The organism is Microbacterium fluvii, assembly GCF_025515205.1.
GTDB classification, from domain to species: Bacteria; Actinomycetota; Actinomycetes; order Actinomycetales; family Microbacteriaceae; genus Microbacterium; species Microbacterium fluvii.
The window spans coordinates 1,092,483-1,116,229 of record NZ_JAOPFX010000001.1 but is presented as its reverse complement, the minus strand read 5'-3'; the positions used below and the strand labels follow the sequence as shown (position 1 = coordinate 1,116,229).

Sequence of the window (23,747 nt, the reverse complement as noted above, 5' to 3'; positions counted from 1 at the left end):
GTCGGCGGCGGGAGGGGGCCGGGGCCCGTGCCTCCCATCATCCCCCGCGCCGGGTGGCTCGGCTAGTGAGGTTCACCTAACCGCGCGAGGGTGAAATTTATCTTGATGTCAAGATAAATGTATCACTCCGCCGACCGCGGATAGAGCGCCCGCACGGCGAGCCAGGTGACGGCGAGCAGGGGCGCGAACAGCGGAAGCCCCATGATCAGCTTCGCCGTTCCGAGCGCGGTGACGTCGCCGGCGAAGTAGAGCGGCACCTGCACGAGAAGGCGCGCGGCGAACAGCGCGGCCCAGGCGATCGCGAGCCAGAAGTACACGCGACGCTTGCGCTTGTCTGCGCGCCACGCAGTGCCCTCGCCCATGAGGAAGCCCCCGGCCAGCCCGATCAGCGACCAGCCGATCAGCGCCGAGACGAGGAGGGCCGAACCATAGGCGACGTTGGTGATGAACCCCGGGAGGAAGTTGTCTTCACCGCGCCCTGTCCACAGCGCGAGGCCGGCGGCCGCGCCCGCCGCGATGAGTCCGCCGAACGCGGCGGTCGCCGGCGTCCGGGCGATCAGCCGCGCGACCGTGAAGACGGCGGCGAGCCCCACGCTCAACCCGAGGGCGAGCCAGAGATTCGCCTCGCCGGTGGCCCGGTCGGTCGTGAAGGTGTAGACGAGCAGGAAGACGAGACTCGGCAGCACCGACTCCAGGACGCCCCGCACTCCGCCCATCGCGGCGAACACGACCCGGCCGGTGCCGGCATCGGCGTCGGGGTCCAGGCCCGCGCGTCGCGCGGCGTCGCCGAGGGCCTGCCCGAGCAGATCGGATGCCGTCGGCTCCGGCTTCCCCTCAGGCTCGGCCGGAGGCGGGGTCAGACTCACGCGCTGCCCGGCGAGGCCGGCATCTTCAGCGGAATGAGGTCGCGCGGGGGCATCGGCGCGCCGCCGCGCACGACCACGAGCGAGCGGAACAGGTCTTCGACCTTGGCCGCAGCATCCACGTCGCTGGTCGCCGCTCCCCCGATGACGCCGCGCAGGAACCAGCGGGGCCCGTCGACGCCGACGAATCGCGCGAGGCGCTTTCCGGCGGCCGAGTCGGGGCCCGCGACGACCGGGACCTCGGCCAGCAGCTCGGGGCCGAGCGGACCCTGGCGCTCCTGCACGCGGCCGCCCTGAGTGCGGATCTGCTCGCGGATCTGCTCGCGCGTCTCTTCCCACAGCCCGCTCGAGCGGGGCGCGGCGAACGGCTGCACCTGCAGCGTCGAGCCCGCGTAGTCGAGCCCCACCGCGACGATGCGCTTGGTCTGCTCCTCCACCTCGAGACGAAGGTTGAGTCCTTCTCGGGGCAGCACCTTGACACCGCCCAGGTCGATGTAGGGGCGGACGGGGTTCGCCTCCGATTCGTCGAAGGGCCCTGCGGCGGCACGCTGCTCCGGCGAGAACGCCGCAGCCGCCTCCTCGACGATCTCGGCGTCCACCTCTTCTGGCTCGCCTGCGGGGGTCTGGTCGGTCATGCCGGCACTCCTTGCTTCTGGTAACCGGTCGAGCCGAATCCGCCCTCGCCGCGCGCGCTGTCCGGCAGCTCCTCGACGGGCACGAATCGCGCACGCGGCACGGGCATGACGATCAGCTGCGCGATGCGATCGCCCACGTTCACCTCGAACGCCTCGTCGAGATCGGTGTTCAGCAGCGACACCTTGATCTCGCCGCGGTAGCCCGCGTCGACGGTGCCGGGCGAGTTGACGATCGTGATGCCGTGCTTGGCGGCCAGACCGCTGCGCGGCACGACGAAGGCGACGTAGCCGTCGGGGAGGGCGATGCGCACTCCGGTGCCCACGAGCGCGCGGCGACCGGGCTCCAGACGCACCGCCTCTGCGGCGACGAGGTCCGCTCCGGCGTCTCCGGGGTGGGCGTACACCGGCGCGTCGGATGCGATGATGGGAACGTCCACGCTTTCGGTCACCCAACGAGGGTAATGCACAAGACAGCAGCGCGGGACGGCGCCGGCACCGCCGTCAGATACCGCGAAAGACTCAGCCCATCGCTCTGGGCGCTGGTCAGCGCCGCCATGTGCGCGCCGATGGCTGCGCTCGTGTTCGCGCCGCTCGACAGCGTGGTCGCGCTCGTCGTCGGCGTCGTGGTCGGGGTGCTGGTCGTGCTGTCGCTCGTCATGCTCTCGCCCGCTGTGCGAGTCGAAGACGGGATGCTGATCGCGGGGCGTTCCCACATCGACGCCCATGAGCTGGGCGCCCCTGTCGCCCTGTCCGGCGAGGACGCTCGCCACGCCCGCGGCGCGGGGCTGTCTGCCACCTCGTGGCATCTGATCCGCGGCGGGGTCGACGGCATCGTGACGGTTCCCGTCGACGACCCCGACGACCCGGTGTCGGTCTGGGTGATCTCGTCGAGAACACCCGACCGACTGGCCGCGGCGATCAGGAGGGCGCAGGCTACGCCGCGCACTCCGTGCAGATAGGGCCGTTCTTGGTCTCGTGGTCCAACTGCGAGCGGTGCTTCACCAGGAAGCAGTTCGAGCAGGTGAATTCGTCTTCCTGAGCGGGGAGCACGACGACATCCAGCTCGAGGTCGGACAGGTCGGCGCCGGGCAGTTCGAAGCCGGTGGGGTTGTCGGCATCCTCGTCGCCGACGGCGCCGGAGAGCTTGTCCGGCACGCGCTCCTTGAGAGCCTCGATCGACTCGCTGTCGTCTTCGGTCTTGCGGGGGGCGTCGTAATCGGTGGCCATGTGCGGCTGTCTCAACTTCCGTATTGCTCGAGGTCTGCGGCCCTTTCGGGCGGCGATAGTTTGCATGACGCGGCATCATTTGGCAAATGCGCTCGGGCGGGTGGTGTGCCGTGTCGCCCCGTGAAACTCACGGCGCGCGCGGGATATTCCCTGCTTGCGGCGACCCCTGTGAAACCATGGGCGCACACCGCTGGATCGGAGAGGCGATTCCCCATGGAACAGCTCAAGGTGATCGGGACGGAGGACGACGTCCTGGTCCTTGCCAACGAGTCGGGCGAGAGGTTCTCCCTCGCCCTCGACGACGTGCTGCGCATCGAACTGCGCAAGGCGCGTCGCGAGCGCGAGGGCACGCCGGCGACGAGCGCGGTCAGTCCTCGCGAGATCCAGTCGCACATCCGCTCCGGTCTGTCGGCGCCCGAGGTCGCGGAACTCCTGGGCGCCAGAGTCGAAGACGTCGTGCGCTACGAAGGGCCGATCCTCGCCGAGCGCGAGCACATCGTCGGCTTGGCTCTCGCCGTTCCGGTGCTGCTCGGCACCGACCTCGAGCACGATGTGCACCCCACCTTCGGCGCGGCCGTGCGGGCCAAGCTCGCCGAGGCCGCTGCCACGAGCGAGCGCTGGACCAGCTGGAAGGAGCAGAACGGCTGGATCGTCAAGCTCGAGTTCACCTCGGCCGAGGTCGATCACGATGCCCGCTGGAGTTTCGATCCTCGTCGCTCCACGCTCTCGCCGCTGAACTCCGACGCGATCCAGCTCTCGCGCCAGGGGTCGCTGCCCGAGGGTCTGATCCCGCGCCTGCGCGCCCTCGATTCGGCCCCCAAAGACGACTCCCGCTTCGACAGCGGTGCATTCGGACCGCGGCGCCTGCCCGACGCCGACCTCGAATCGCCCGATCTGCCCTCCCCTGTCGCACCCGCCGTGCAGCAGGCCGCGATCAAGCGCGCCACGCAGGAGAGCTCGCCGTCGGCCGAGACCGCCGACCTGCTCGAGGCGCTGCGGCGTCGGCGGGGTCAGCGCGAACCGCTGCCAGGCAGCGACGAGACCGATGCCGAGCCCGCCCATCGGGTCGCCCTGTTCGACGCGCTCGAGCCCGGCTACGACGAGCAGCCGGCAGAGCCCGAGCCCGAGCCCGACCGACCAGCGGTCGCCGAGGCGGGCAGGCGCAAGGGCCGATCGTCGATGCCGTCGTGGGATGAGATCGTCTTCGGAGCCCGCACCGAAGACAGCTGATCGGCCTAGGCCGCGAAGGCGCCCAGCCTGAGGAGGGGAACGATCCGCTCCTCGCCGGTGAGCGAGCCGTGCTGGCCGACCATCTTCTGCGGCGCCTTGTCGTCGAGTCGGTCGTCGTAGTACGCCACTCCCGCCCGCGCGGCCACGAGCACATCGCCGATCCGTGGCAGCACGGCAGGGTCGACGTCGCCGAACAGCCCCGCCTCGACGGCTTCGCCGCGGCCGAGCACCCACGAGCGTGCCGACTCGGCCGCGCGCCACGCCGCGAGCAGGTCATCGGCAGCACCCGGCTCGGCATAGAGGTGCAGCATCCGCGGCTCTCCGCCGATGTGACGCACTCCCGCGACGAGTCGGTCGCCGTCGCTCAGCAGGATCTGGCGATGCCGCGGCACGTCGATCATGCCGTGGTCGGCGGTCACGACGATGCCCGTGCCGGGGTCGGCGGTCTCTGCCAGCAGGCGCACGGCCGCATCGACCGATTCGAGAGCCGCGGTCCACCGGTCGGACTCCCAGCCGTGCTTATGTCCGACGGCATCGAGCTCGGGCGCATAGAGGTAGATGAGAGCGCCCGGATGCTGCTGCGCGAGCCCCGCCGCCAGACGCATGCGCTCGTCGAGCTCACGCGCGCCGTGGAACTGCGCGCCGCGCATCGTCGCCTCGGTGAACCCGGTGCCGGCGTATTCGTGCTTCGACACGACGAAGCATGGCCGCCCCGCGGCGGCTTCGGATTCCAGAAGCGGCTGCGCGCGCTGCCAGGTCACCGGCAGCGCATCGGTGTCCCAGCCGCGCAGTTGATTGAGCACCAGGTCGCGGCCGGGTTCGAGCGCCCGATAGCCGACGATGCCGTGCTCACCGGCCGCGCGGCCGGTGAGCAGACTCGTGAGCGCGGTCGCGGTCGTCGACGGGAACACGGTGCGTGCGGTGTCTCTGCGCCCACCCGCGCCGGCGAGGAACCGCGCATGTCCGGAGCGGGCGGCGAGGTTGTGCGCGCCGAGACCGTCGACGACCAGCACGATCGCGCTGGAGGCCGGCGCGAACCAGCCGGAGCGGCCCTCGAGAGCGAGGATCAGCTGTGGCAGCAGTGCGGTGAGGCTCCGGGCTGCGGGCGGGTCCGCGGGTAGGCTGAGAGACATCGGGGCCAGTCTCGCACAGCGGTGCGCGCGCGGCCCGTCGGTGTAGATCAGACCCGGAATCGCATGCCCGCACAGCCTTCTCAGCCCCCCGTCGACGAGCGGATCGAAGACATCGACCTCTCCGCCGAGATGCAGGGGTCGTACCTCGAATACGCCTACTCTGTCATCTACTCGCGTGCGCTTCCCGACGCGCGCGACGGCCTCAAGCCCGTGCAGCGGCGCATCCTCTTCCAGATGGCCGACATGGGGCTGCGCCCCGACCGCGGCCACGTCAAGAGCGCCCGCGTCGTCGGCGAGGTGATGGGAAAGCTGCATCCGCACGGCGACGCCCCCATCTACGACGCCCTCGTGCGCCTCGCGCAGCCGTTCTCGCTGCGCGTGCCGCTGGTCGACGGGCACGGCAACTTCGGGTCGCTCGACGACGGCCCTGCCGCCCCCCGCTACACCGAGGCCCGCCTCGCCCCCGCCGCGCTCGCCCTCACCGAGAACCTCGACGAAGACGTCGTGGACTTCATCCCCAACTACGACGGGCAGTTCCTCCAGCCCGAGGTGCTTCCCGCCGCGTTCCCGAACCTCCTCGTCAACGGCGCTGCCGGTATCGCGGTCGGCATGGCCACCAACATGGCGCCGCACAACCTCATCGAGGTCGTCAGCGCCGCCGTGCATCTGCTCGAGCATCCGGAGGCCACCGTCGAAGAGCTCATGGAGTTCGTGCCGGGCCCCGACCTGCCCTCCGGCGGCATCATCACCTCGCTCGACGGCATCAAAGACGCCTACGCCACGGGGCGCGGCGTGTTCCGCACCCGCGCCAAGGTCTCCATCGAGCAGCTGGGGCCCCGCCGCACCGGGCTCATCGTCACCGAACTCCCCTACCAGGTCGGCCCCGAGCGGGTCATCGAGAAGATCAAGGATGCCGTCGGCTCGAAGAAGCTGACCGGCATCTCCGATGTCACCGACCTCACCGATCGACGCAACGGTCTGCGGCTGGTGATCGGCATCAAGACCGGCTTCGACGCCCAGGCGGTGCTCGAGCAGCTATACCGGCTGACGCCGCTGGAGGACTCGTTCGGCATCAACAATGTCGCCCTCGTCGAGGGCCAGCCGCAGACGCTGGGCCTGAAGGAGCTGCTGCGGGTCTACCTCGACCACCGGCTTCGCGTCGTGACCCGCCGCAGCGAGTTCCGCCTCGCCCGCCGCCGCGATCGGCTGCACCTCGTGGAGGGCCTGCTCATCGCGATCCTCGACATCGACGAGGTCATCCAGGTGATCCGCGCCTCCGACGACGGAGAGCAGGCCCGCACCCGGCTGCAGGACGTCTTCGACCTCTCCGAGAAGCAGGCCGAATACATTCTCGAGCTGCGCCTGCGCCGCCTCACGAAGTTCTCGCGCATCGAGCTCGAGGCCGAGCGCGACAGTCTGCAGGCCGAGATCGCCGCGCTCATCGAGCTGCTGGGCAGCGAGACGCTGCTGCGCGCGCAGGTCGCCCGCGAGCTCGAAGCCGCCGCCGACACCTTCGGCACGCCGCGGCGCACACTGCTGCTCAACGGCGGCCCGGTCGCCCCGCGATCGCGGGCAGCCGCCCCCGCCGACCTGCAGATCGCCGATGCCCCGTGCCGCGTCTTCCTCTCGGCCACGGGGCGCATGGTGCGCGCCGATCTCGCCGCCGACGCCCCCGGTGGAGGCATCGTTCCGCCCGCTCGGCGCGCCAAGCACGACGCCATCCGCTCGGCGGTCGACACCACGACCCGCGGAGAGCTCGGCGCCGTGACGACCGCGGGACGCCTCATCCGCTTCTCCCCCGTCGATCTGCCCTCCGTGCCGGGCAACTCGGTGCAGCCGGCCGCCGGCGCCCGCGTCGACCAGTACCTCGGCCTCGGCAAAGACGAGCACGTCGTCGCCCTCGTGCCGCTGACCGAGAACCCGCCGGTGGCGCTGGGCACCCTGCAGGGTGTCGTCAAGCGGTTCGCCCCCAGCGAGATCGCGAACAAGCACGACATCGAGGTGATCGCGCTCAAGCCCGGCGACCGCGTCGTCGGCGCCGCCCTCGCACCCGAGGGCACCGAGCTCGTCTTCGTCACCAGCGACGCGCAGCTGCTGCGCTTCGAGGCCGACTCGGTGCGCCCGCAGGGTCGTGCCGCCGGCGGCATGGCAGGCGTCCGGGTCGCCGCGGGCGAGCGGGTCGTCTTCTTCGGGGTGATCGATCCGGCGGCAGATGTCTCGGTGGTCACGATCGCGGGCTCCAGTCAGGCGCTCCTGGGCGCCGACGCGGGCAGCGGCAAGGTGTCGGCCCTGAGCGAGTTCCCGCCGAAAGGCCGGGCCACCGGCGGCGTGCGGGCGCAGCGGTTCTTGAAGGGCGAAGACACCCTCACCCTCGCGTGGGTGGGTGCCGAGCCGCGTGCCGTGGGCGCCGACGGCTCTGTGCGCCAGCTGCCCGAGGCGGGCGCCAAGCGGGATGCGTCGGGCCAGCCCCTCGACGGCGTGATCGCCGCGGTCGGCACCGCCGTGCGGTAGCCCCCACGCCGGGGTCACCGAACCGCGCCACGTCCCCGCATCCGCGCCATGCCCCGGCGACCTCGATCACCCGGGCGCGCCACTTTGCCGCATCCGCGCCATCGATCTGTGGGGCGGATGCTGAGACCTGGCGCGCAAGTGGGAACAGCGGCAGCCGGACACGCCGCACGAACGGCACCTCATCGACCCGCGCACCGCGCGGCGCTAACCTCTGGGTCGTGACGCGCGACGATGCGGAAGTCCTGGTGATCGGTGCGGGCCCGGCCGGGCTCGCCGTGGCGGCGTGCCTGCGGCGGCGCGGCGTCGACGTGCTCGTCGTCGACAAGGGCGCGGCCGTCGGCGAGAGCTGGGAGCGCCGCTACAGCCGGCTGCACCTGCACACCCCGCGCATCCAGTCGGCGCTGCCGGGGCTGCGGATGCCCCGCAGGTTCGGGCGCTGGACGGCCAAAGACGACGTCGCCAGGTACCTGCGCGTGTTCGCGCAGCGCGCCGGCATCCGTCCCCGATTCGGCACGGTGGTCGAGCGTCTCGATCGCACCGCCGATGGCTGGACGGCGCAGACCTCGGCGGGCCCCCTCTCGGCCCGTCAGGTGGTCGTCGCGACCGGCTACAACGGCGTGCCGATCGCACCCCACTGGCCAGGGCAGGAGACGTTCGCGGGCGAGATCGTGCACTCCTCGCAGTACCGCGACGCGCGGCCGTTCGTCGGCAGGCGCGTGCTCGTGGTCGGTGCAGGCAACACCGGGGCAGAGATCGCGGCCGACCTGACCGAGACCGGCGCGGCCTCGGTGCACATCGCGGTGCGCACTCCCCCGAACATCATCCCTCGGCAGGTCGGGCCGTTCCCGACGACGCTGCTGGCGGTGCCGATGGACTTCCTGCCGTCGTGGCTCGTCGACGGCGGCAACCGGCTGCTGCAGCGCCTCACGGTGGGCGACCTGACCCGCTACGGCATGCCCGCACCCCGGGCGGGCGTGGTCGCCCAGGCCAGGGCCACGGGCCACACCCCGACGATCGACGTCGGTCTGGTCGCGTCCCTCAAGGCGGGCACGGTCACCCCGACCCCGGCGCTCGACCGCTTCGACGGCGACGAGGTCGTGCTGGTCGACGGCAGCCGCCTGACCGTCGACGCCGTCATCGCGGCGGTGGGCTACACGACGGGGCTCGCACCCATCGTCGGACACCTCGGCGTGCTCGACGGCCGAGGCGTGCCCGTGGCGCACGGCGCCGCATCCGCGCCCGCAGCGCCCGGGCTGCGGTTCGTGGGGCTGGTGAATCCGCTCAAGGGCGTGCTGTTCCAGATCTCGCTCGACGCGCGCGCCGCCGCACGGGCGATCTCGCGCGAACTGCGGCGGTAGCGGCTCAGGCGTCGATGCGCTCGCGGCTCAGCCGCGCGCTGGAGTCCACGATGAACTCGCGGCGGGGCGCGACCTCGTTGCCCATCAGCATCTCGAAGACGGATGCGGCTGCCTCGGCATCTTCCAGGCGCACGCGTCGGAGGGTGCGGCCGGAGCGGTCCATCGTCGTGGTGGCCAGCTGCTCGGCATCCATCTCGCCGAGGCCCTTGTAGCGCTGGATCGGCTCCTGCCAGCGCTTGCCCGACTTGGTGAGCTTGGCCAGCAGCGCATGCAGCTCCTGCTCGCTGTAGGTGTAGATCGTCTCGTTCGGCTTGCTGCCCGGGTTCATGACGATCACGCGGTGCAGCGGCGGCACGGCGGCGTAGACGCGCCCCGCCTCGACGAGCGGGCGCATGTAGCGGAAGAAGAGCGTCAGCAGGAGCGTCCGGATGTGGGCGCCGTCGACGTCGGCGTCGCTCATCATGATGACCTTGCCGTAACGGGCGGCGTCGAGGTCGAAGCTGCGACCCGAGCCGGCGCCCACCACCTGGATGATCGAGGCGCACTCGGCGTTGCCGAGCATGTCGCTGATCGAGGCCTTCTGCACGTTGAGGATCTTGCCGCGGATCGGCAGGAGCGCCTGGAACTCGCTGTTGCGGGCGAGCTTGGCGGTACCCAGGGCCGAATCGCCCTCGACGATGAACAGCTCGGTGCCGTCGACGTCGTTCGCGCGGCAGTCGACGAGCTTGGCCGGCAGCGACGACGACTCCAGCGCGTTCTTGCGCCGCTGGGTCTCTTTGTGGGTGCGCGCCGAGATGCGCGCCTTCATCTCCGAGACGACCTTGTCCAGCAGCTGCGCGGTCTGCGCCTTGTCGTCGCGCTTGGTCGAGGCGAACCGCGCGCCGAGCTCCTTGGTCACCACCGACGCCACGATCGAGCGCACGGCCGGCGTACCCAGCACTTCTTTGGTCTGCCCCTCGAACTGCGGCTCGGGAAGACTCACGGTGACCACGGCGGTGAGGCCCGCCAGCAGGTCGTCCTTCTCGAGCTTGTCGTTGCCGACCTTGAGCTTTCGCGCGTTCTGGTCGATCTGGGCGCGCAGCACCTTCATGAGCGCCTGCTCGAAGCCCTGCTGATGGGTGCCGCCCTTCGGGGTGGCGATGATGTTGACGAACGAGCGGTTCACCGTCTCGTAGCCGGTGCCCCAGCGCACGGCGATGTCGACGTGGCACTCGCGCTCGACCTCGGTGGCGACCATCGCGCCGCCGGGCTGGAGTACCGGCACCGTCTCGGTGAACCTGCCGGTGCCGGTGAGGCGCCAGGTGTCGGTGACGGCGGGATCGGGCGCGAGGAACTCGGCGAACTCCGAGATGCCGCCGTCGTAGCGGAAGCTCGTCTCGGTCGGCTCGGTGCGCTCGGAGTCGGAGCGCTCGTCCCTGATCACGATCTCGAGCCCCGGCACCAGGAACGCGGTCTGCCGAGCGCGCTGCTCCAGCTCGGCGAGGGCGAAGGCGGCATCCTTCGTGAAGATCTGCCGATCGGCCCAATAGCGGATGCGGGTGCCCGTGGCCCCGCGGGCCGCCTTGCCCGCGACCCGCAGCTCGGAGCTGCGCTCGAACGGCGTGAAGGTCGAGTCGGGGCTGCCGTTGGCGAACGTGCCGGGCTCGCCGCGGTGGAACGACATCGCCCAGGTCTTGCCGCCGCGGTCGACCTCGACGTCGAGGCGCTCGGACAGCGCATTGACCACCGATGCGCCGACGCCGTGCAGTCCGCCGGAGGCCGCGTAGGAGCCACCGCCGAATTTGCCGCCGGCGTGCAGCTTGGTGAAGACGACCTCGACGCCGGTGAGGCCGGTGCGCGGCTCGATGTCGACGGGGATGCCGCGGGCGCGGTCTCGCACCTCGACGCTGCCGTCGGCGTGCAGCACGATGTCGATGCGCGAGCCGTGGCCGGCGAGGGCCTCGTCGACGGAGTTGTCGATGATCTCCCACAGGCAGTGCATGAGGCCGCGCGAATCCGTCGAGCCGATGTACATGCCGGGTCGCTTGCGGACGGCCTCGAGACCTTCGAGCACCTGGAGATGATGGGCGGAGTACTCGGCTGTCACAATCTCCAAGCGTATCCGGGGTCTGCGACACGCCCGATCAGGACACACGCGCGGTGATCGGACCGACTCTGGGCGTTCGCACAGACACGTACGCGCTCAGCGAAATGTGACCTGATCGCGGCATGACCGAAACATCCGCGTGGTTGTATGTGAAGACCCGAACGGAACCGAAGAGCACACGATTCGCACGAGGAGGACCCGAGATGACCACGCTTTCGACACCGACTGAGAACACCGCCGTCCTCGAGTACCGACTCACCGCAGCCGACCGCTGCGACTCCTGCGGCGCACAGGCCTATATCGCCGCAGAGGTCAACGGCAGCGAGCTGCTCTTCTGCGCGCACCACGGCCGCAAGTACGAAGAGAAGCTGCGCGCCGTCGCCACCTCGTGGCACGACGAGACCGCGCGCCTGCTCGAGTCGGTCTGACCCGCAGCCTCAGCGGTACTCGCGGCGCACGAGCGGCGAGATCCGCAGCGCGATCTCCTCGCCGATCGTCCCGATCCGCTCGGCCGCATCGGTCGCACTGAGCTCAGCTCCCGCACCGAGCACGACGACCTCGTCGCCGGCCGTCGCGCCGGGCCAGCCGTCGACCGTGCTCGCCGTCGCATCGACGGCGTGCAGCATCCGCACTCCGCCCTCAGTCGCGATGGTCAGCACTCCGGCGAGCGTCGACGGCAGCCCGTCGAGGCTGCCGAGCCCAATCCGCACCACGCCGTCGGCGACGCCTTCGACCGGCGCGACCAGCGATGCGATGGGGCGGATGCCGAGCTCGCTCTCGGCGGGGCCGTCTGCGGGGCGGATGCCGTAGGCGAAGGCCCCGACCCGCACGAGGTCGTAGCGGAACTCCGGCCAGGCGAACGACGCGGCGCTCGCGGCGAGGTGCCGCAGTCGCGGACGCAGCCCGGCGGCTTCGGCGACGTGCACGGCCTCGTCGAAGACGGCGCGCGAGGCGTCGTCCTCGGCGTCGGAGGCCTCGGCGATGTGGCTCCAGATGCCGACCACCTCGATCGCCCCGGCCGCCTCGTGCTCTGCCGCCCGAGCCGTGAACTGCGGCCAGTCCTCAGGTCGCACGCCGTTGCGGTGCAGGCCCGTGTCGATCTTCAGGTGCACACGCGCGGTTCCACCGACGGCAGCGACGTCTTCGAGCAGCAGCGGATCACCGACGCCGACATCGAGGCCGGCGGCCACCGCCTCTGCTGCCTCTTCGGCGGTCGCGACGATCCACACGAAGATGCGGGCGTCGTCGCCGAGAACCTCGCGCACGGCCAGCCCCGTGCGCACGTCGAAGGCGCCGAACCAGCGCACGCCCTCGATCCAGGCACGCCGCACGATCGGCTCGATCCCGTGTGCGTAAGCGTCGTCTTTCACGACGAGCATGTGGGTCGCCGGCGCCACCCGCTCCGCGATCTCCCGGAGGTTCGCCGCGAACGCGTCGAGGTCGACGCGCAGCACGCCGCTCACGAGACGTGCTCCCGCTGTGCGCGCAGCCCCACCGTCGTGACGATCTCGGCCGCCGTGAGTCCCGTTGCTTCCGTCCAATCGGCCAGCGGCGGATGCCCCGCCCCCTGGTCGCCGAAGAAGACGACCTCGTCGCCGCGCGCGGCGGCCGTCTCGCCCAGGTCGACGACGCACACGTCCATCGCGATACGGCCGACGATCGGGCGCCGCTCGCCGCCGATGCGCACGCCCACGGCGCCGCCGAGCGAGCGCACGACGCCCTGCGCGTAGCCGCCGGCGACCAGGGCGATGCGGGTGTCGACCGCCGCGCGGTGCAGGTAGCCGTATGAGACGCCCTCCCCGACACGCAGCGGCTTGACGGAGAGCACCGAGCCGTGCAGGCGCAGCACGGGCGTGCCGGCGCCGCCGGGCAGACCGTAGAGGTCGGCGGCAGCTGGCGCCTCGGCGGTGTCGCCCCGGCGGCGAAGGGTGCCGGCATCCGCGCCCGCTATGCCCAGGGCCGCGCGCGCGTCGTCGTCGACGACGAACGCGTCGATGCCGCTCGCGCGCAGTGTGCGCCACACCTCGATGAGGCCGTGGCCCCACGCGTCACGGCGCAGATCCGCTGCGACCGGCGCCGCGGATGCCCCGACCAGCGCACGCGCATTGGCGGCGAGGACGCAGTGGTCGACGATCGCGCGGGGGGCGCTCCTGCGGGCGCCGCCGCGCTCGCCCAGGGTCGCCGCCGTCACGGCATCTAGACTATCGGGGTCCCCTCGAACCACCTCGGAGCGTGCATGTCTCAGCAGGGCCTCGGCCTCTCGTCCCGCTTTCGCTACCTCGTCGGCCGTGCCAGGCGCATCGACGTCGGATCAGTGCTGGAGCGCGCGAAAGAGACCGCGCACGCGCACGGCAAATGGACTCCGGCGGTCGTCGTCGACATGCTCTGGCAGGCGGGCTTCAACCAGGTCGGGTTCCAGGACTACGTCGACTACGACTTCGCGATCCTCACCCGCGCCGAGCGCGACACCTACATGACCCACCCGGTGTCGAACCAGATCTCGCAGCGCCACGACGACCCCGCCTACCGGCACCTGTTCGAAGACAAGGTCGCCTTCGACCGCACGTTCTCGGCGTACCTGCGGCGCGAGTGGATGGTCGTCGAGCAGGGAGGCGCCACCGAGCTTCGCTCGTTCACCGAGCGCCAGGGCACCATCGTCACGAAGGAGCCGGTCGGCTCTGCCGGCACGGGTGTGCACCGCTACCACGCGGCCGACGTGACCGACTGGGACGACTTCCACCGTGGGCTGCTCGACCGCGGCGAGATGCTCGTCGAAGAGGTCATCGCGCAGCATCCGGATCTCGCCGCCGTCTGCCCCGGCACCGTCAACACGACCCGCGTGACCGCGTTCTTCGACGGCGAGCAGACCCACATCCTCGCGATGGCGCAGAAGTTCGGCCGCGGCGCGGTGAGCGACCAGATGACCTTCGGCGGCTTCTACACGATGCTCGACGACGACGGACACGCCGTGGGCCCCGGCTACGACTCGCACGCCCACGTACACGAGGTGCACCCCGACTCGGGGTTCCGCATCGCCGACTTCCAGCTGCCGATGATCGACGAGGTCAAGGCCTTCGTCGACACGGTGGCCCGCGTCGTGCCGCAGATCCGCTACGTCGGCTGGGACATCGTGGTCACCCCCGACGGCCCCGTTCTGGTGGAGGGCAACTGGGGCGCCGGCGTCTACGAGAACAAGCCGAGCGTGACCGGCATCCGCACCGGCCACAAGCCCCGCTACCGCGCCGCGATCGGGTTTTGACGCGAGTCGGATCAATGCTGCGAAGCAGCGTTGATGCGACTCGGGTCAAGGTCGAGTAGCCCGCGAAGCGGGCGTATCGAGACTCCCCCGCCGCCCACGACGAAGGCCCGCTCCCCGAGGGGGGCGGGCCTTCGTCGTGATTTCTCTCAGGCCGGGCGGACGATGCCCAGCGGCGTCGACTCGTGGCCCTGGCCGAGCGGGTTGTCGCGCAGGATCGCGACGAGCCGCTTCTCGCCCGCCTTGTCGAGCGTCGAGCCCAGGATGTTGCCGCCCAGGTCGTTGATGTCGACCACGGCGACATCGGCGTCGACGCCCAGCAGCGCCTTGAGTCGCTCTGCGACCTCGCGGGGCTTGTCGGGGCCGAGCACGACGGCCTTGTTGTAGGGCGGGATCGTGCCCTTGGTGGGGCCGTCGATCGCGCGCGCCTTGTCGCCGGCGATGCGGTAGAAATCGCCCTTGCGGCCGAAGGCCTTCGTCACCGCGGCGACCGAGGCGGCGAGCAGGATGCGGGGGGTCCCGCACTCGCGCAGCGCCATCTCCATCGTCTCGGGCATGCCCAGCCCGATGCCGTAGGGCGTGCGGGTGACGTACTTCGATAGGAAGAAGGCGAGCTTGCGCGGCTGCACCGAGTCGATCGGGAACGAGCGGCCCTGCGTGATCGCGACGATCTTCTCGGTCACGAACAGGAGGTCGCCCGCCTCCACCTGATCGACCGCATACTCGCGGATGAACGCGTCGAGGTCGTCACCGGGCATGACGACGCGCGTGCGGATCGGGATCCGCGCATACGTCGCCCCTTCGAGGGTGACGGTGAGTGCTTTGCCTGCGTTGGCCTGGCCGGCGGTGCCGTCGCCGCTCATTCGAGGTAGTCCCGCAGCGACTGCGACCGCGACGGGTGGCGGAGCTTGGCCATCGTCTTCGACTCGATCTGACGGATGCGCTCACGCGTCACGCCGAAGGTGTCGCCGATCTGGTCGAGGGTCTTGGGCTGACCGTCGCCGAGTCCGAAGCGCATGCGGATGACGCCCGCCTCGCGCTCGCTGAGCGAGTCGAGGAGCGACTCGAGCTGACGCTGCAGCATCGTGAAGCCCACCGCGTCGGCGGGGACCACCGCCTCGGTGTCTTCGATGAGGTCGCCGAACTCGCTGTCACCGTCCTCGCCGAGCGGGGTGTGCAGCGAGATCGGCTCACGGCCGTACTTCTGCACCTCGACGACCTTCTCGGGCGTCATGTCGAGTTCGCGGCTGAGCTCTTCGGGCGTGGGCTCTCGGCCCAGGTCCTGCAGCATCTGACGCTGCACACGGGCGAGCTTGTTGATGACCTCGACCATGTGCACCGGGATGCGGATCGTGCGGGCCTGGTCGGCCATGGCGCGGGTGATGGCCTGACGGATCCACCACGTCGCGTACGTCGAGAACTTGAAGCCCTTCGTGTAGTCGAACTTCTCGACGGCACGGATGAGGCCCAGGTTCCCCTCCTGGATGAGATCGAGGAACTGCATGCCGCGGCCGGTATAGCGCTTGGCGAGCGAGACGACCAGACGCAGGTTCGCGCCCAGCAGGTGGCTCTTCGCGCGCTGGCCGTCGCGGGCGACCCACTGCAGGTCGAGTCCCAGCTGCGACGACTTCTCGGCCGCCGACATCTTCGACAGCTTCTCTTCTGCGAACAGGCCCGCCTCGATGCGCATCGCCAGCTCGACCTCTTCGGCCGCGTTCAGCAGCGGCACCTTGCCGATCTGCTTCAGGTAGTCCTTGACGGGGTCGGCGGTCGCGCCGGTGATCTGCGTCGAGTAGACGGGAACGTCGTCTTCGTCGGAGCTCGTGATGACGATCGCGCCGGTCGGCAGCGGCTCGCTGAAGGCAGGCTTCGTCTCCTCCTCCTCGTCGGACTCGGCCTCCGCCTCGGCGTCGCCGTCCTCCTCCGAAGCGGATGCTGCGGCCTTGCTCGCGGCACCCTTCTTCTTGGGGGCGGTGTCGTCTGCGTCGTCGCCGAAGTCGTCGGTGTTCAGCTCTTCGTCGTCGCCGAGGTCCTCGTCGTCGAGTTCGTCGTCGCCGGCGGTCGCCTTGGAGGCCTTCTTGGTCGTCGCCTTGGGCTTCGCGGTGCGCGCCGGAGCCTTCGCCGTGGCCTTGGCGGCCGTGGTCTTCGCAGCGGACTTCGCCGCGGGCTTGCGGGCGGTGGTCTTGGCCGCGGTGCCGGTCGCCTCTTCGGGCGCCTCGGTGTCCTTCGCGGTGCGTGTGGTGGTCTTCGTGCCTGCGGTCACGTTTCGCCTTTCACCGGTGGACGGGCCCCGCCTGTCCTCCGGTCGGTTTCGGACACTAGTAAGACCCTTGTCAAGTCCCCACCTCGCGCATGCACTGCGAAGGCCGGAATCGACAACGGGTCAGATAGTCCATTCTCGCACACTCGACGGCGAGCTCACGCACCCCGCCTGTGTATCGGTGTCAGAGAAGAGAACGCGTCGGCGTGAACGGGCATTCCCGGTCAGGGCCGCTTTTCGTCATCGCCGGACGGACGCGTCGCGAGGAACCGCTCGAGCTCGGCGGCGAGCTCGTCGGCGCTGGGCAGATCGCCGGTGTGGATCATCGGGGTCGCACGCGTCGAACCGGCCATGTAGGAGTCGTATCGCTCCTCCAGGCCCTGCAGCATCCGCGACAGCTCGTCACTGCCGCCGACCTGGTCGTCGACCTTCTCGAGGTATTCGCGGTTCTCCCCGCGCAGCGTGTCGCCGCTGAAGGCAAGGCCCGTCGCCGCCGTCAGCGAGTCGAGGCCCGCAAGGGCGGCGGCAGGGTAGTCGGTGTCGGCCAGATAGTGCGGAACGAGCAGCGCGAAGCCGGCGACGGCAGCACCCGACTCGGCGAATCGGTATTCGAGCAGATGGCCGATGTTGGCCGGCACCTGCGTCTGCGGCTGCCACACCGAGTGCGCGCGGGTGAGCTCGGTGCGCGTGCCGCTGACCGTCGCGCCGATCGGGCGCGTATGCGGCACCGGCATCGGAATGGCGTGCACCCACGTCACGGTGCTCACACCCAGGTCGTCGGCGAGCGCGACGACGGCGTGACTGAAGGCGTCCCAGGCGAAATCGGGCTCGTAGCCCGCAAGGCTGAGGAACGGCTGGCCGAGCGCGTCGTGGGCGAGCGAGAGCTCGAGCCGGGGCGGCCGGTAGCCGGTGAGGTGATCGTGGTCGAACGAGATGATCGGCCGACGGGCGCGGTAGTCCAGCAGCACGTCGTTGCTGAACACCGTCAGCGGCGTCGGCTCCAGTTCGTCGCGCACGTACTCCACGAGGCGCCCGACGGCGCCCCCGGCATCGGCGAAACCGGTGAGCGTGATCACCAGAGGCAGCCCGCGCGGGACGGGAGGCGCAGAGGCCGCGGTCTCGTACAGAGCGGACGGAAGGGGCATGGGTCAATGCTACGAGCCGCACGCGGGCGACGGGTCGGGCGCGTCCCGCTCACAGCGAACACGCGTCCGTAGGATGGAGCCATGTCGCTTCCCGACCTCACGTTCCACACCGATCCCCTCCGAGAAGCAGAAGCCGACGCGATCGTGCTCGCGATCCCCGCGCTCGCCGGCGCGGATGCCGACCTCCTGGCGGAGTGGCCGGGTCTGGCCGACGCGCTGGAGGCCGTCGGCTTCACGGGTGCCGCGTGCTCGTTCCAGCGGGTGCACGCCCCCGAGAGCACCGCCCTCCCGCTCGCCGTCGTCGGCGTCGGCCCGTCGCTCACCGCCGCCTCCGTGCGCGACGCCGTCGGCGCCGCGTTCCGTCAGCTCACCGGTTTCGACACGGTGGCCGTGCAGGTTCTGGGCGCCGACGACCTCGCCGTGGCCGCTGCCGAGGGCGCGACCCTGGGCGCCTACCGATTCGACGGCTACAAGAAAGAGGCACCCAAACCGCGGGCCTCCCATGTCGTGGTGCACACGGCAGTCGAGGTGTCCGCAGCCGATGCCGCAGCCGTCGTCGCGGACGCGCAGGCCGTCGCGCTGGTGAAAGACCTCGTCGGCATCCCCGCCGAATGGCTCGGCCCCGACGACGCGGCGCAGCGCGCCGTGGCCGCTGTCGCCGATCTGCCGGTGGATGTCACCGTCTACGACGAGCAGGCGCTGCGCGACGGCGGCTTCGGCGGCATCGTCGGCGTCGGCCAGGGCTCCGACCGCCCTCCGCGACTCGTGCGCCTCGACTACGCCCCCGCCGGCGCCGCACGTCACGTCGCGCTCGTCGGCAAGGGCATCACCTTCGACACCGGCGGCCTCTCGCTCAAGCCCCCGGCGGGGATGGTCGGCATGAAGTACGACATGTGCGGCGCGGCCACCGCTCTGGCGGTGCTGCGCGCCGTCGCCGAGCGCGGCCTCGCGATCAGGGTCACGGCCTGGATGTGCCTGGCCGACAACATGCCCTCCGGCCGCGCGACGCGCCCCGGCGATGTGCTGCGGATGCTCGACGGCACGACCGTCGAGGTGCTCAACACCGATGCAGAAGGCCGGCTCGTGCTCGGCGACGGGCTGGCCGCCGCCAGCCGCGAGCACCCCGACGTGATCGTCGACATCGCCACGCTCACCGGCGCCATCACGGTCGCCCTCGGCACGCGGCACACGGGAGTCATGGGCGACGACGCCGCCGTCGCCGACTACCTCGCCGCCGCCGCATCCGTCGGCGAGCTCGCGTGGCAGCTGCCCCTGCCTGCCCACATGGTCGACGAGCTCGACTCCCCCATCGCCGACCTGCAGAACGCCAAGGTGGGCGACCCGGCGGGCGGGTCGCTGTTCGCCGGCCTGTTCCTGCGCCACTTCGTGGGGCGCACCTCCGACGAGCCCGATGCGCCCCGCATCCCCTGGGTGCACCTCGACATCGCCGGCGTCGGCATGAACAAGGGCGGGGGCTTCGGCTACACCGACAAGGGTCCTACCGGCGCGACCGTGCGCTCGCTCATCCGGTTCATCGAGAACGGCGCGCAGGCATGAGCGAGCACCGGTTCGACCTCGTCGTGCTCGGCGGCGGCAGCGGCGGGTACGCCGCCGCGCTGCGGGCGGCCGAACTCGGCCAGTCGGTCGCGCTGATCGAGAAGGACAAGGTCGGCGGCACGTGCCTGCACCGCGGCTGCATCCCGACCAAGGCGCTGCTGCACGCCGCGGAGGTCGCCGAGTCCGCGAAGGATGCGGCCCGGTACGGCGTGCGCGCGAGCTTCGACGGCATCGACCTGCCCGCTGTCTCGGCCTATCGCGAGGGCATCGTCGCCAAGAAGTTCAAGGGTCTGGAAGGACTCGTGAAGGCCCGCGGGATCACGGTCGTCGCCGGTGCCGGCCGGCTCGAGGCGGGCCCCGCCGTGCGCGTCGGCGACGACCTCTATGTCGGCACCGACGTCGTGCTGGCGACCGGGTCGTACAGTCGCACGCTCCCCGGTCTCGAGATCGGCGGGCGCGTCATCACGAGCGACCAGGCCCTGGCCCTCGACGAGCTCCCCTCCCGCGTCGTGATCCTCGGCGGCGGCGTCATCGGCGTCGAGTTCGCGAGCGTCTGGCGCTCGTGCGGCGTCGACGTGACGATCGTCGAGGCCCTCGATCACCTCGTGCCCAACGAAGACATCGCCCTCAGCAAGGCTCTCGAGCGCGCGTTCCGCAAGCGCGGCATCTCGACCTCGCTCGGGGTGCGCTTCGCCTCGGCCGTGCAGACTCCGGATGCGGTCACCGTGACCCTCGAGAACGGCACCAGCCTCGAGGCGGACTATCTGCTGGTGGCCGTCGGCCGCGGGCCCGCGACGGCCGACCTCGGCTACGAAGAGGCCGGCGTCGCGCTCGACCGAGGCTTCGTGCAGACCGACGAGCGCCTGCGCACCGCGGCGGCGCACGTCTGGGCGGTCGGCGACATCGTCGCGGGGCTGCAGCTGGCCCACCGCGGCTTCCAGCAGGGCATCTTCGTCGCCGAGGAGATCGCGGGCCTCTCCCCCGTCGTCGTCGCCGACACCGACATCCCGAAGGTGACCTACTGCTCGCCCGAGGTGGCCTCGGTCGGGCTTACCGAAGCGCAGGCGGTCGAGCGCCACGGCGCCGACAGCGTGGTCGCCTACGAGTACAACCTCGCCGGCAACGGTCGCAGCGAGATCCTCGGCACGGCGGGCATCGTCAAGGTCGTGCGCCGCGTCGACGGCCCCGTCGTGGGCGTGCACCTCGTGGGCGACCGGGTCGGCGAGCTGATCACCGAGGGGCAGCTCGCGGTCGCCTGGGAGGCGCACCCCGAAGACATCGCGCCCTACATCCACGCGCACCCGACGCAGAGCGAAGCCCTCGGCGAGGCCTTCCTCGCGCTCGCGGGCAAGCCGCTGCACGCGCTCTGAACCATGCCGCTGCGGCGGCTCACTAAGCTAGACCCAGAATTCGACATCTTGAAGGAGACAAGTCCATGAGCACTTCCGTGGTCCTCCCCGCGCTCGGCGAGAGCGTCACCGAGGGTACGGTCACCCGCTGGCTCAAGCAGGTGGGCGACACCGTCCAGGAAGACGAGGGTCTCCTCGAGATCTCCACCGACAAGGTCGACACCGAGATCCCCTCGCCGGTCAGCGGCGTGATCGAAGAGATCCTGGTGCAGGAGGACGAGACCGTCGAGGTCGGCGCCGTGCTCGCCAAGATCGGCGACGGCTCCGGCGCACCGGCGTCGACCCCCGCCCCGGAGCAGGCCGCCGAGCCCGCACAGGAGGCGCCTGCCGAGCAGCCCGCCGCCGACGCCGAGGCTCCCGCTGCCGCAGAGGCGCCGGCCGCCGAGGCGCCCGCCGCGGGCGGCGGCGACGGCAAGGACGTCGTGCTGCCCGAACTCGGCGAGAGCGTCACCGAAGGCACCGTGACCCGCTGGCTCAAGCAGATCGGCGACGACGTCGCCGTCGACGAGCCGCTGCTGGAGATCTCCACCGACAAGGTCGACACCGAGATCCCGTCGCCGTTCGCCGGCACGCTGCAGCAGATCCTCGTGCAGGAAGACGAGACCGTCGCCGTCGGCTCGGTGCTCGCCAAGATCGGCGACGGCGCTGCCGCTCCCGCCGCGGAGGCTCCCGCCGCGCCCGCCGAGGCCCCTGCCGCTGAGACTCCCGCCGCCCCGGTGCCCGCCGCCGAAGCTCCGGCCGCCCCGGCCCCGGCAGCGGCCGCCCCGGCACCTGCGCCCGCCGCCGCGCCCGCCCCGGTCCCGGCCGCCGCCGCTGCTCCCGCCGCACCCGCCGCGTCGCTGGGCGACGACGTCGCCTATGTCACGCCGCTCGTGCGCCGTCTGGCGCAGCAGCAGGGCGTCGACCTGGCCACGGTCACCGGCACGGGTGTCGGCGGACGCATCCGCAAGGAAGACGTGCTGAAGGCCGCCGAGGCCGCGAAGGCTCCCGCAGCCTCCCCCGCCCCCGCGGCAGCAGCCGCCCCCGCACCGGTGGAGGTCTCGCCGCTGCGCGGAACCACCCAGCCGATGTCGCGTCTGCGCAAGGTGCTCGCCGAGCGCGCGGTGGCCTCGATGCAGCAGACGGCGCAACTGACGACCGTCGTCAAGGTCGATGTCACGAAGGTGGCCGCCTACCGCGCGGCCGTGCAGTCCGACTTCGTGGCGGCCACCGGCGGAAAGCTCTCGTTCCTGCCGTTCTTCGTGCTCGCCGCCGCCGAGGCGCTGCAGGCGCACCCGGTCATCAACGCGACCGTCGACGGCACCGACATCGTCTACCCGGCCACCGAGAACATCTCGATCGCCGTCGACACCGAGCGGGGCCTGCTGACGCCGGTGCTGCGCGACGCGGGCGGCAAGACGCTCGCGCAGATCTCGGCCGAGATCGCCGACCTCGCGGCGCGTACGCGTGACAACAAGCTCAAGCCCGACGAGCTGGCCGGCGGCACCTTCACGGTGACCAACACCGGCTCGCGGGGCGCCCTGTTCGACACTCCGGTGGTGTTCCTGCCCCAGTCGGCGATCCTCGGCACCGGCGCGGTCGTCAAGGAGCCGGGCGTCGTGAAGGTCGACGGTGTCGAGGCGATCGGCATCCGCTCCTACGTCTACCTCGCCCTGTCGTACGATCACCGCATCGTCGACGGCGCCGACGCGGCGCGCTTCCTCGGTGCCGTCAAGGCGCGCCTCGAAGCCGCCGCCTTCGAGGGTCAGACCGGCATCTGAGCCACCGAGTTCACGGCTGCTGCGCGACGTCATAGGCGTCGCGCAGCAGCCATTCTCCGTCTTGGGCGACGATCGCGACGTACTGGGCAGGAGCCCCGTCGGCGGTCGGCTGCACGCGCACCACCGCCGCCCCGCCGTAGTCGTCGACGAGCACGACCGTGCGCTGAGAGGCCGGCAGGTCGATCGCCCCTGAGGGGAACTCGACCTCCGGATCGGCCGCGACCTCCGACAGGCAGCCACGCTCCCCCGCGCACCTCGTGCGCGCCGTCAGCAGAGCGTCGGCGACCGCAGCGAGGTCGCCGACGTCGGGCGCGACGCCACCGTCGACGGCTGCGGGCGCCGCCGTCGGGATCGGGGTGCCGGCGGCTGCGGGCGAAGCGGATGCCGCCGCCACGGGTCCCTGGCCCGTCTTCTCTTCGCCCGGCCACAGCACACCCAGCACGAGCACGACCGCCGCCACCGCGCCGGCCGTCGCCCACGCGCGACGACGGGTGCGCTGCGGTGAGCTGTCGCGCCGCAGCAGGTGCCACAGTCCGGTCGTGCCCCGCGACACGAGCTCGGCCAGTTCGACGTCGACGTGGCGCACGGCGTGGGCGAACCACGTGTCCCGCGGCGACGGAGACGGCGCCGGCACGGCCATCGGCACGGCCGAGGGGCCGGCCACGGCGAGCGGAGCGGGTTCGGCCGCCGCGAACAGCGCCAGCTCGGCCTGCTCCCACCGCTCGTCGTCGCAGGAGAGTTCGGCGCCTCCCCGCACCGCCTCGACCGTCGTCCACACCGCGGCGAGCGATGCGGGCACCGGCAGCGCCGCCAGGGGCGCGGTCGCCGGCTCTTCGGGTTCGGCGCCGATCGCGAGCACGGGGCGTCCGTCGGCGGCGACCCACCAGCATCCGTGCCGTCCGTCCGCCTCTCGCGCACCCCGCAGCACGCTCACCGCGAGCGTCACGATCTCGCCCGGCCCGAGAGCATGCTCTCCACGTCGGACGAGGAACGCCGCGAGGGGCTCGATGCACGTCGGCATCAGGGCGCAGTGGCCCTCGGCGGTGCGCACGACCTCGACCGGCGCCAGCAGATGCTCTCCGTCGAGCGACCACCCCGGCCACTCGGCACCCAGATCCGCCGCATCCACCGCGATCCGCAGCGCGCCGCCGGCCTCGCGCACCAGCATCCCCGGCCACGGCGACTCCGACCCACCGAGCGCACGCACCTCGCGCAGATCACCCTGCAGCAGGGCGGGGAGGGACTCGGTCATGCCTCGAGCCTGCCGCCGCGACCGGGCGCTCGGGCCGGGATCCCCCCTCATGCGGCATAACCCGC

At 71.3% G+C, this 23,747-nt stretch carries 21 protein-coding genes; 9 read left to right on the top strand and 12 right to left on the bottom strand.

The features are described 5' to 3' along the window. Positions 1-122: 122 nt before the first annotated feature. Genes OAW74_RS05130 through dut form a run of 3 tightly spaced genes read right to left on the bottom strand, consistent with a single transcriptional unit; the run spans position 123 to position 1,947 of the window. Positions 123-866 carry a DUF3159 domain-containing protein gene (locus tag OAW74_RS05130; RefSeq protein WP_378733403.1) on the bottom strand — a complete coding sequence of 248 codons (744 nt, stop codon included), beginning with the start codon at positions 864-866 and terminating at the stop codon, positions 123-125. Then, positions 863-1,498 (bottom strand): DUF3710 domain-containing protein, encoded by a 636-nt coding sequence (locus OAW74_RS05125; protein ID WP_262873247.1) that lies wholly within the window; start codon positions 1,496-1,498, stop codon positions 863-865. The genes OAW74_RS05130 and OAW74_RS05125 overlap by 4 nt, the downstream gene beginning before the upstream one ends. Continuing rightward, complete coding sequence (gene dut, locus OAW74_RS05120) at positions 1,495-1,947, bottom strand: dUTP diphosphatase (RefSeq protein WP_262873246.1); 453 nt, start codon at positions 1,945-1,947, stop codon at positions 1,495-1,497. Before dut ends, OAW74_RS05125 begins: the two co-directional genes overlap by 4 nt. Before the next feature lie 12 nt (positions 1,948-1,959). On the opposite strand from dut, the gene OAW74_RS05115 reads away from it, so the two are divergent. After that, positions 1,960-2,457, top strand: coding sequence for a DUF3093 domain-containing protein (locus OAW74_RS05115; protein WP_262873245.1), 498 nt, complete (start codon positions 1,960-1,962; stop codon positions 2,455-2,457). Here the strand turns inward: OAW74_RS05115 and OAW74_RS05110 are convergent. Then, complete coding sequence (locus tag OAW74_RS05110; RefSeq protein WP_262873244.1) at positions 2,432-2,725, bottom strand: DUF4193 domain-containing protein; 294 nt, start codon at positions 2,723-2,725, stop codon at positions 2,432-2,434. The two genes, OAW74_RS05115 and OAW74_RS05110, sit on opposite strands and share 26 nt — an antisense overlap. A gap of 213 nt (positions 2,726-2,938) precedes the next feature. Here OAW74_RS05110 and sepH point away from each other — a divergent pair, with 213 nt between their 5' ends. Beyond that, positions 2,939-3,955 (top strand): septation protein SepH, encoded by a 1,017-nt coding sequence (gene sepH, locus OAW74_RS05105; RefSeq protein WP_262873243.1) that lies wholly within the window; start codon positions 2,939-2,941, stop codon positions 3,953-3,955. Positions 3,956-3,960: 5 nt separating this feature from the next. Here sepH and OAW74_RS05100 read toward each other — a convergent pair whose 3' ends face one another. Continuing rightward, entirely contained in the window at positions 3,961-5,088 is a 1,128-nt protein-coding gene (locus tag OAW74_RS05100) for an alkaline phosphatase family protein (RefSeq protein WP_262873242.1), read from the bottom strand. 63 nt (positions 5,089-5,151) lie between these two features. Here OAW74_RS05100 and OAW74_RS05095 point away from each other — a divergent pair, with 63 nt between their 5' ends. Both OAW74_RS05095 and OAW74_RS05090 read left to right on the top strand, forming a co-directional pair. Further along, a complete protein-coding gene (locus tag OAW74_RS05095; RefSeq protein WP_262873241.1) occupies positions 5,152-7,599 on the top strand; it encodes a DNA gyrase/topoisomerase IV subunit A in 2,448 nt (815 codons plus the stop codon). Between the two features lie 218 nt (positions 7,600-7,817). Continuing rightward, the gene (locus tag OAW74_RS05090; protein ID WP_262873240.1) at positions 7,818-8,957 is read left to right on the top strand and encodes a flavin-containing monooxygenase; all 1,140 of its coding nucleotides are present in this window, start codon (positions 7,818-7,820) and stop codon (positions 8,955-8,957) included. A 4-nt stretch (positions 8,958-8,961) separates the two neighbouring features. On the opposite strand, the gene OAW74_RS05085 is transcribed toward OAW74_RS05090, so the two are convergent. Then, a complete protein-coding gene (locus OAW74_RS05085) occupies positions 8,962-11,043 on the bottom strand; it encodes a DNA gyrase/topoisomerase IV subunit B (RefSeq protein WP_378733398.1) in 2,082 nt (693 codons plus the stop codon). 203 nt (positions 11,044-11,246) lie between these two features. Between OAW74_RS05085 and OAW74_RS05080 the strand changes: the two genes are divergently transcribed. After that, positions 11,247-11,471: a DUF7455 domain-containing protein gene (locus OAW74_RS05080; RefSeq protein WP_262873239.1), complete on the top strand. Its 225-nt coding sequence runs from the start codon at positions 11,247-11,249 to the stop codon at positions 11,469-11,471. A 9-nt stretch (positions 11,472-11,480) separates the two neighbouring features. Here the strand turns inward: OAW74_RS05080 and OAW74_RS05075 are convergent, their stop codons facing one another. Together OAW74_RS05075 and OAW74_RS05070 are read right to left on the bottom strand one after the other, a co-directional pair. Beyond that, positions 11,481-12,506, bottom strand: coding sequence for an alanine racemase (locus OAW74_RS05075; RefSeq protein WP_262873238.1), 1,026 nt, complete (start codon positions 12,504-12,506; stop codon positions 11,481-11,483). Then, the gene (locus OAW74_RS05070; RefSeq protein WP_262873237.1) at positions 12,503-13,234 is read right to left on the bottom strand and encodes an alanine racemase C-terminal domain-containing protein; all 732 of its coding nucleotides are present in this window, start codon (positions 13,232-13,234) and stop codon (positions 12,503-12,505) included. The genes OAW74_RS05075 and OAW74_RS05070 overlap by 4 nt, the downstream gene beginning before the upstream one ends. Positions 13,235-13,279: 45 nt before the next feature. Between OAW74_RS05070 and OAW74_RS05065 the strand changes: the two genes are divergently transcribed. Continuing rightward, the gene (locus OAW74_RS05065) at positions 13,280-14,302 is read left to right on the top strand and encodes a sugar-transfer associated ATP-grasp domain-containing protein (RefSeq protein WP_262873236.1); all 1,023 of its coding nucleotides are present in this window, start codon (positions 13,280-13,282) and stop codon (positions 14,300-14,302) included. A gap of 146 nt (positions 14,303-14,448) precedes the next feature. On the opposite strand, the gene OAW74_RS05060 is transcribed toward OAW74_RS05065, so the two are convergent. From OAW74_RS05060 to OAW74_RS05050, 3 genes are all read right to left on the bottom strand, one after another. After that, positions 14,449-15,162: a coenzyme F420-0:L-glutamate ligase gene (locus OAW74_RS05060; protein ID WP_262873235.1), complete on the bottom strand. Its 714-nt coding sequence runs from the start codon at positions 15,160-15,162 to the stop codon at positions 14,449-14,451. Continuing rightward, positions 15,159-16,562, bottom strand: coding sequence for an RNA polymerase sigma factor (locus tag OAW74_RS05055; protein ID WP_262873234.1), 1,404 nt, complete (start codon positions 16,560-16,562; stop codon positions 15,159-15,161). The genes OAW74_RS05060 and OAW74_RS05055 overlap by 4 nt, the downstream gene beginning before the upstream one ends. A gap of 221 nt (positions 16,563-16,783) precedes the next feature. Beyond that, positions 16,784-17,704, bottom strand: a complete 921-nt coding sequence (locus tag OAW74_RS05050; RefSeq protein ID WP_262873233.1) for a proteasome assembly chaperone family protein — start codon at positions 17,702-17,704, stop codon at positions 16,784-16,786. Between the two features lie 81 nt (positions 17,705-17,785). Between OAW74_RS05050 and OAW74_RS05045 the strand changes: the two genes are divergently transcribed. From OAW74_RS05045 to sucB, 3 genes are all read left to right on the top strand, one after another. Continuing rightward, on the top strand, positions 17,786-19,261 hold the full coding sequence (locus OAW74_RS05045) for a leucyl aminopeptidase (protein WP_262873232.1): 1,476 nt from the start codon (positions 17,786-17,788) through the stop codon (positions 19,259-19,261). Continuing rightward, on the top strand, positions 19,258-20,631 hold the full coding sequence (gene lpdA, locus OAW74_RS05040; protein WP_262873231.1) for a dihydrolipoyl dehydrogenase: 1,374 nt from the start codon (positions 19,258-19,260) through the stop codon (positions 20,629-20,631). The genes OAW74_RS05045 and lpdA overlap by 4 nt, the downstream gene beginning before the upstream one ends. A gap of 65 nt (positions 20,632-20,696) precedes the next feature. Continuing rightward, positions 20,697-22,430 carry a 2-oxoglutarate dehydrogenase, E2 component, dihydrolipoamide succinyltransferase gene (gene sucB, locus OAW74_RS05035; protein ID WP_262873230.1) on the top strand — a complete coding sequence of 578 codons (1,734 nt, stop codon included), beginning with the start codon at positions 20,697-20,699 and terminating at the stop codon, positions 22,428-22,430. Positions 22,431-22,440: 10 nt separating this feature from the next. Here sucB and OAW74_RS05030 read toward each other — a convergent pair whose 3' ends face one another. Then, positions 22,441-23,682 carry a hypothetical protein gene (locus OAW74_RS05030; protein WP_262873229.1) on the bottom strand — a complete coding sequence of 414 codons (1,242 nt, stop codon included), beginning with the start codon at positions 23,680-23,682 and terminating at the stop codon, positions 22,441-22,443. Positions 23,683-23,747: the final 65 nt, after the last annotated feature.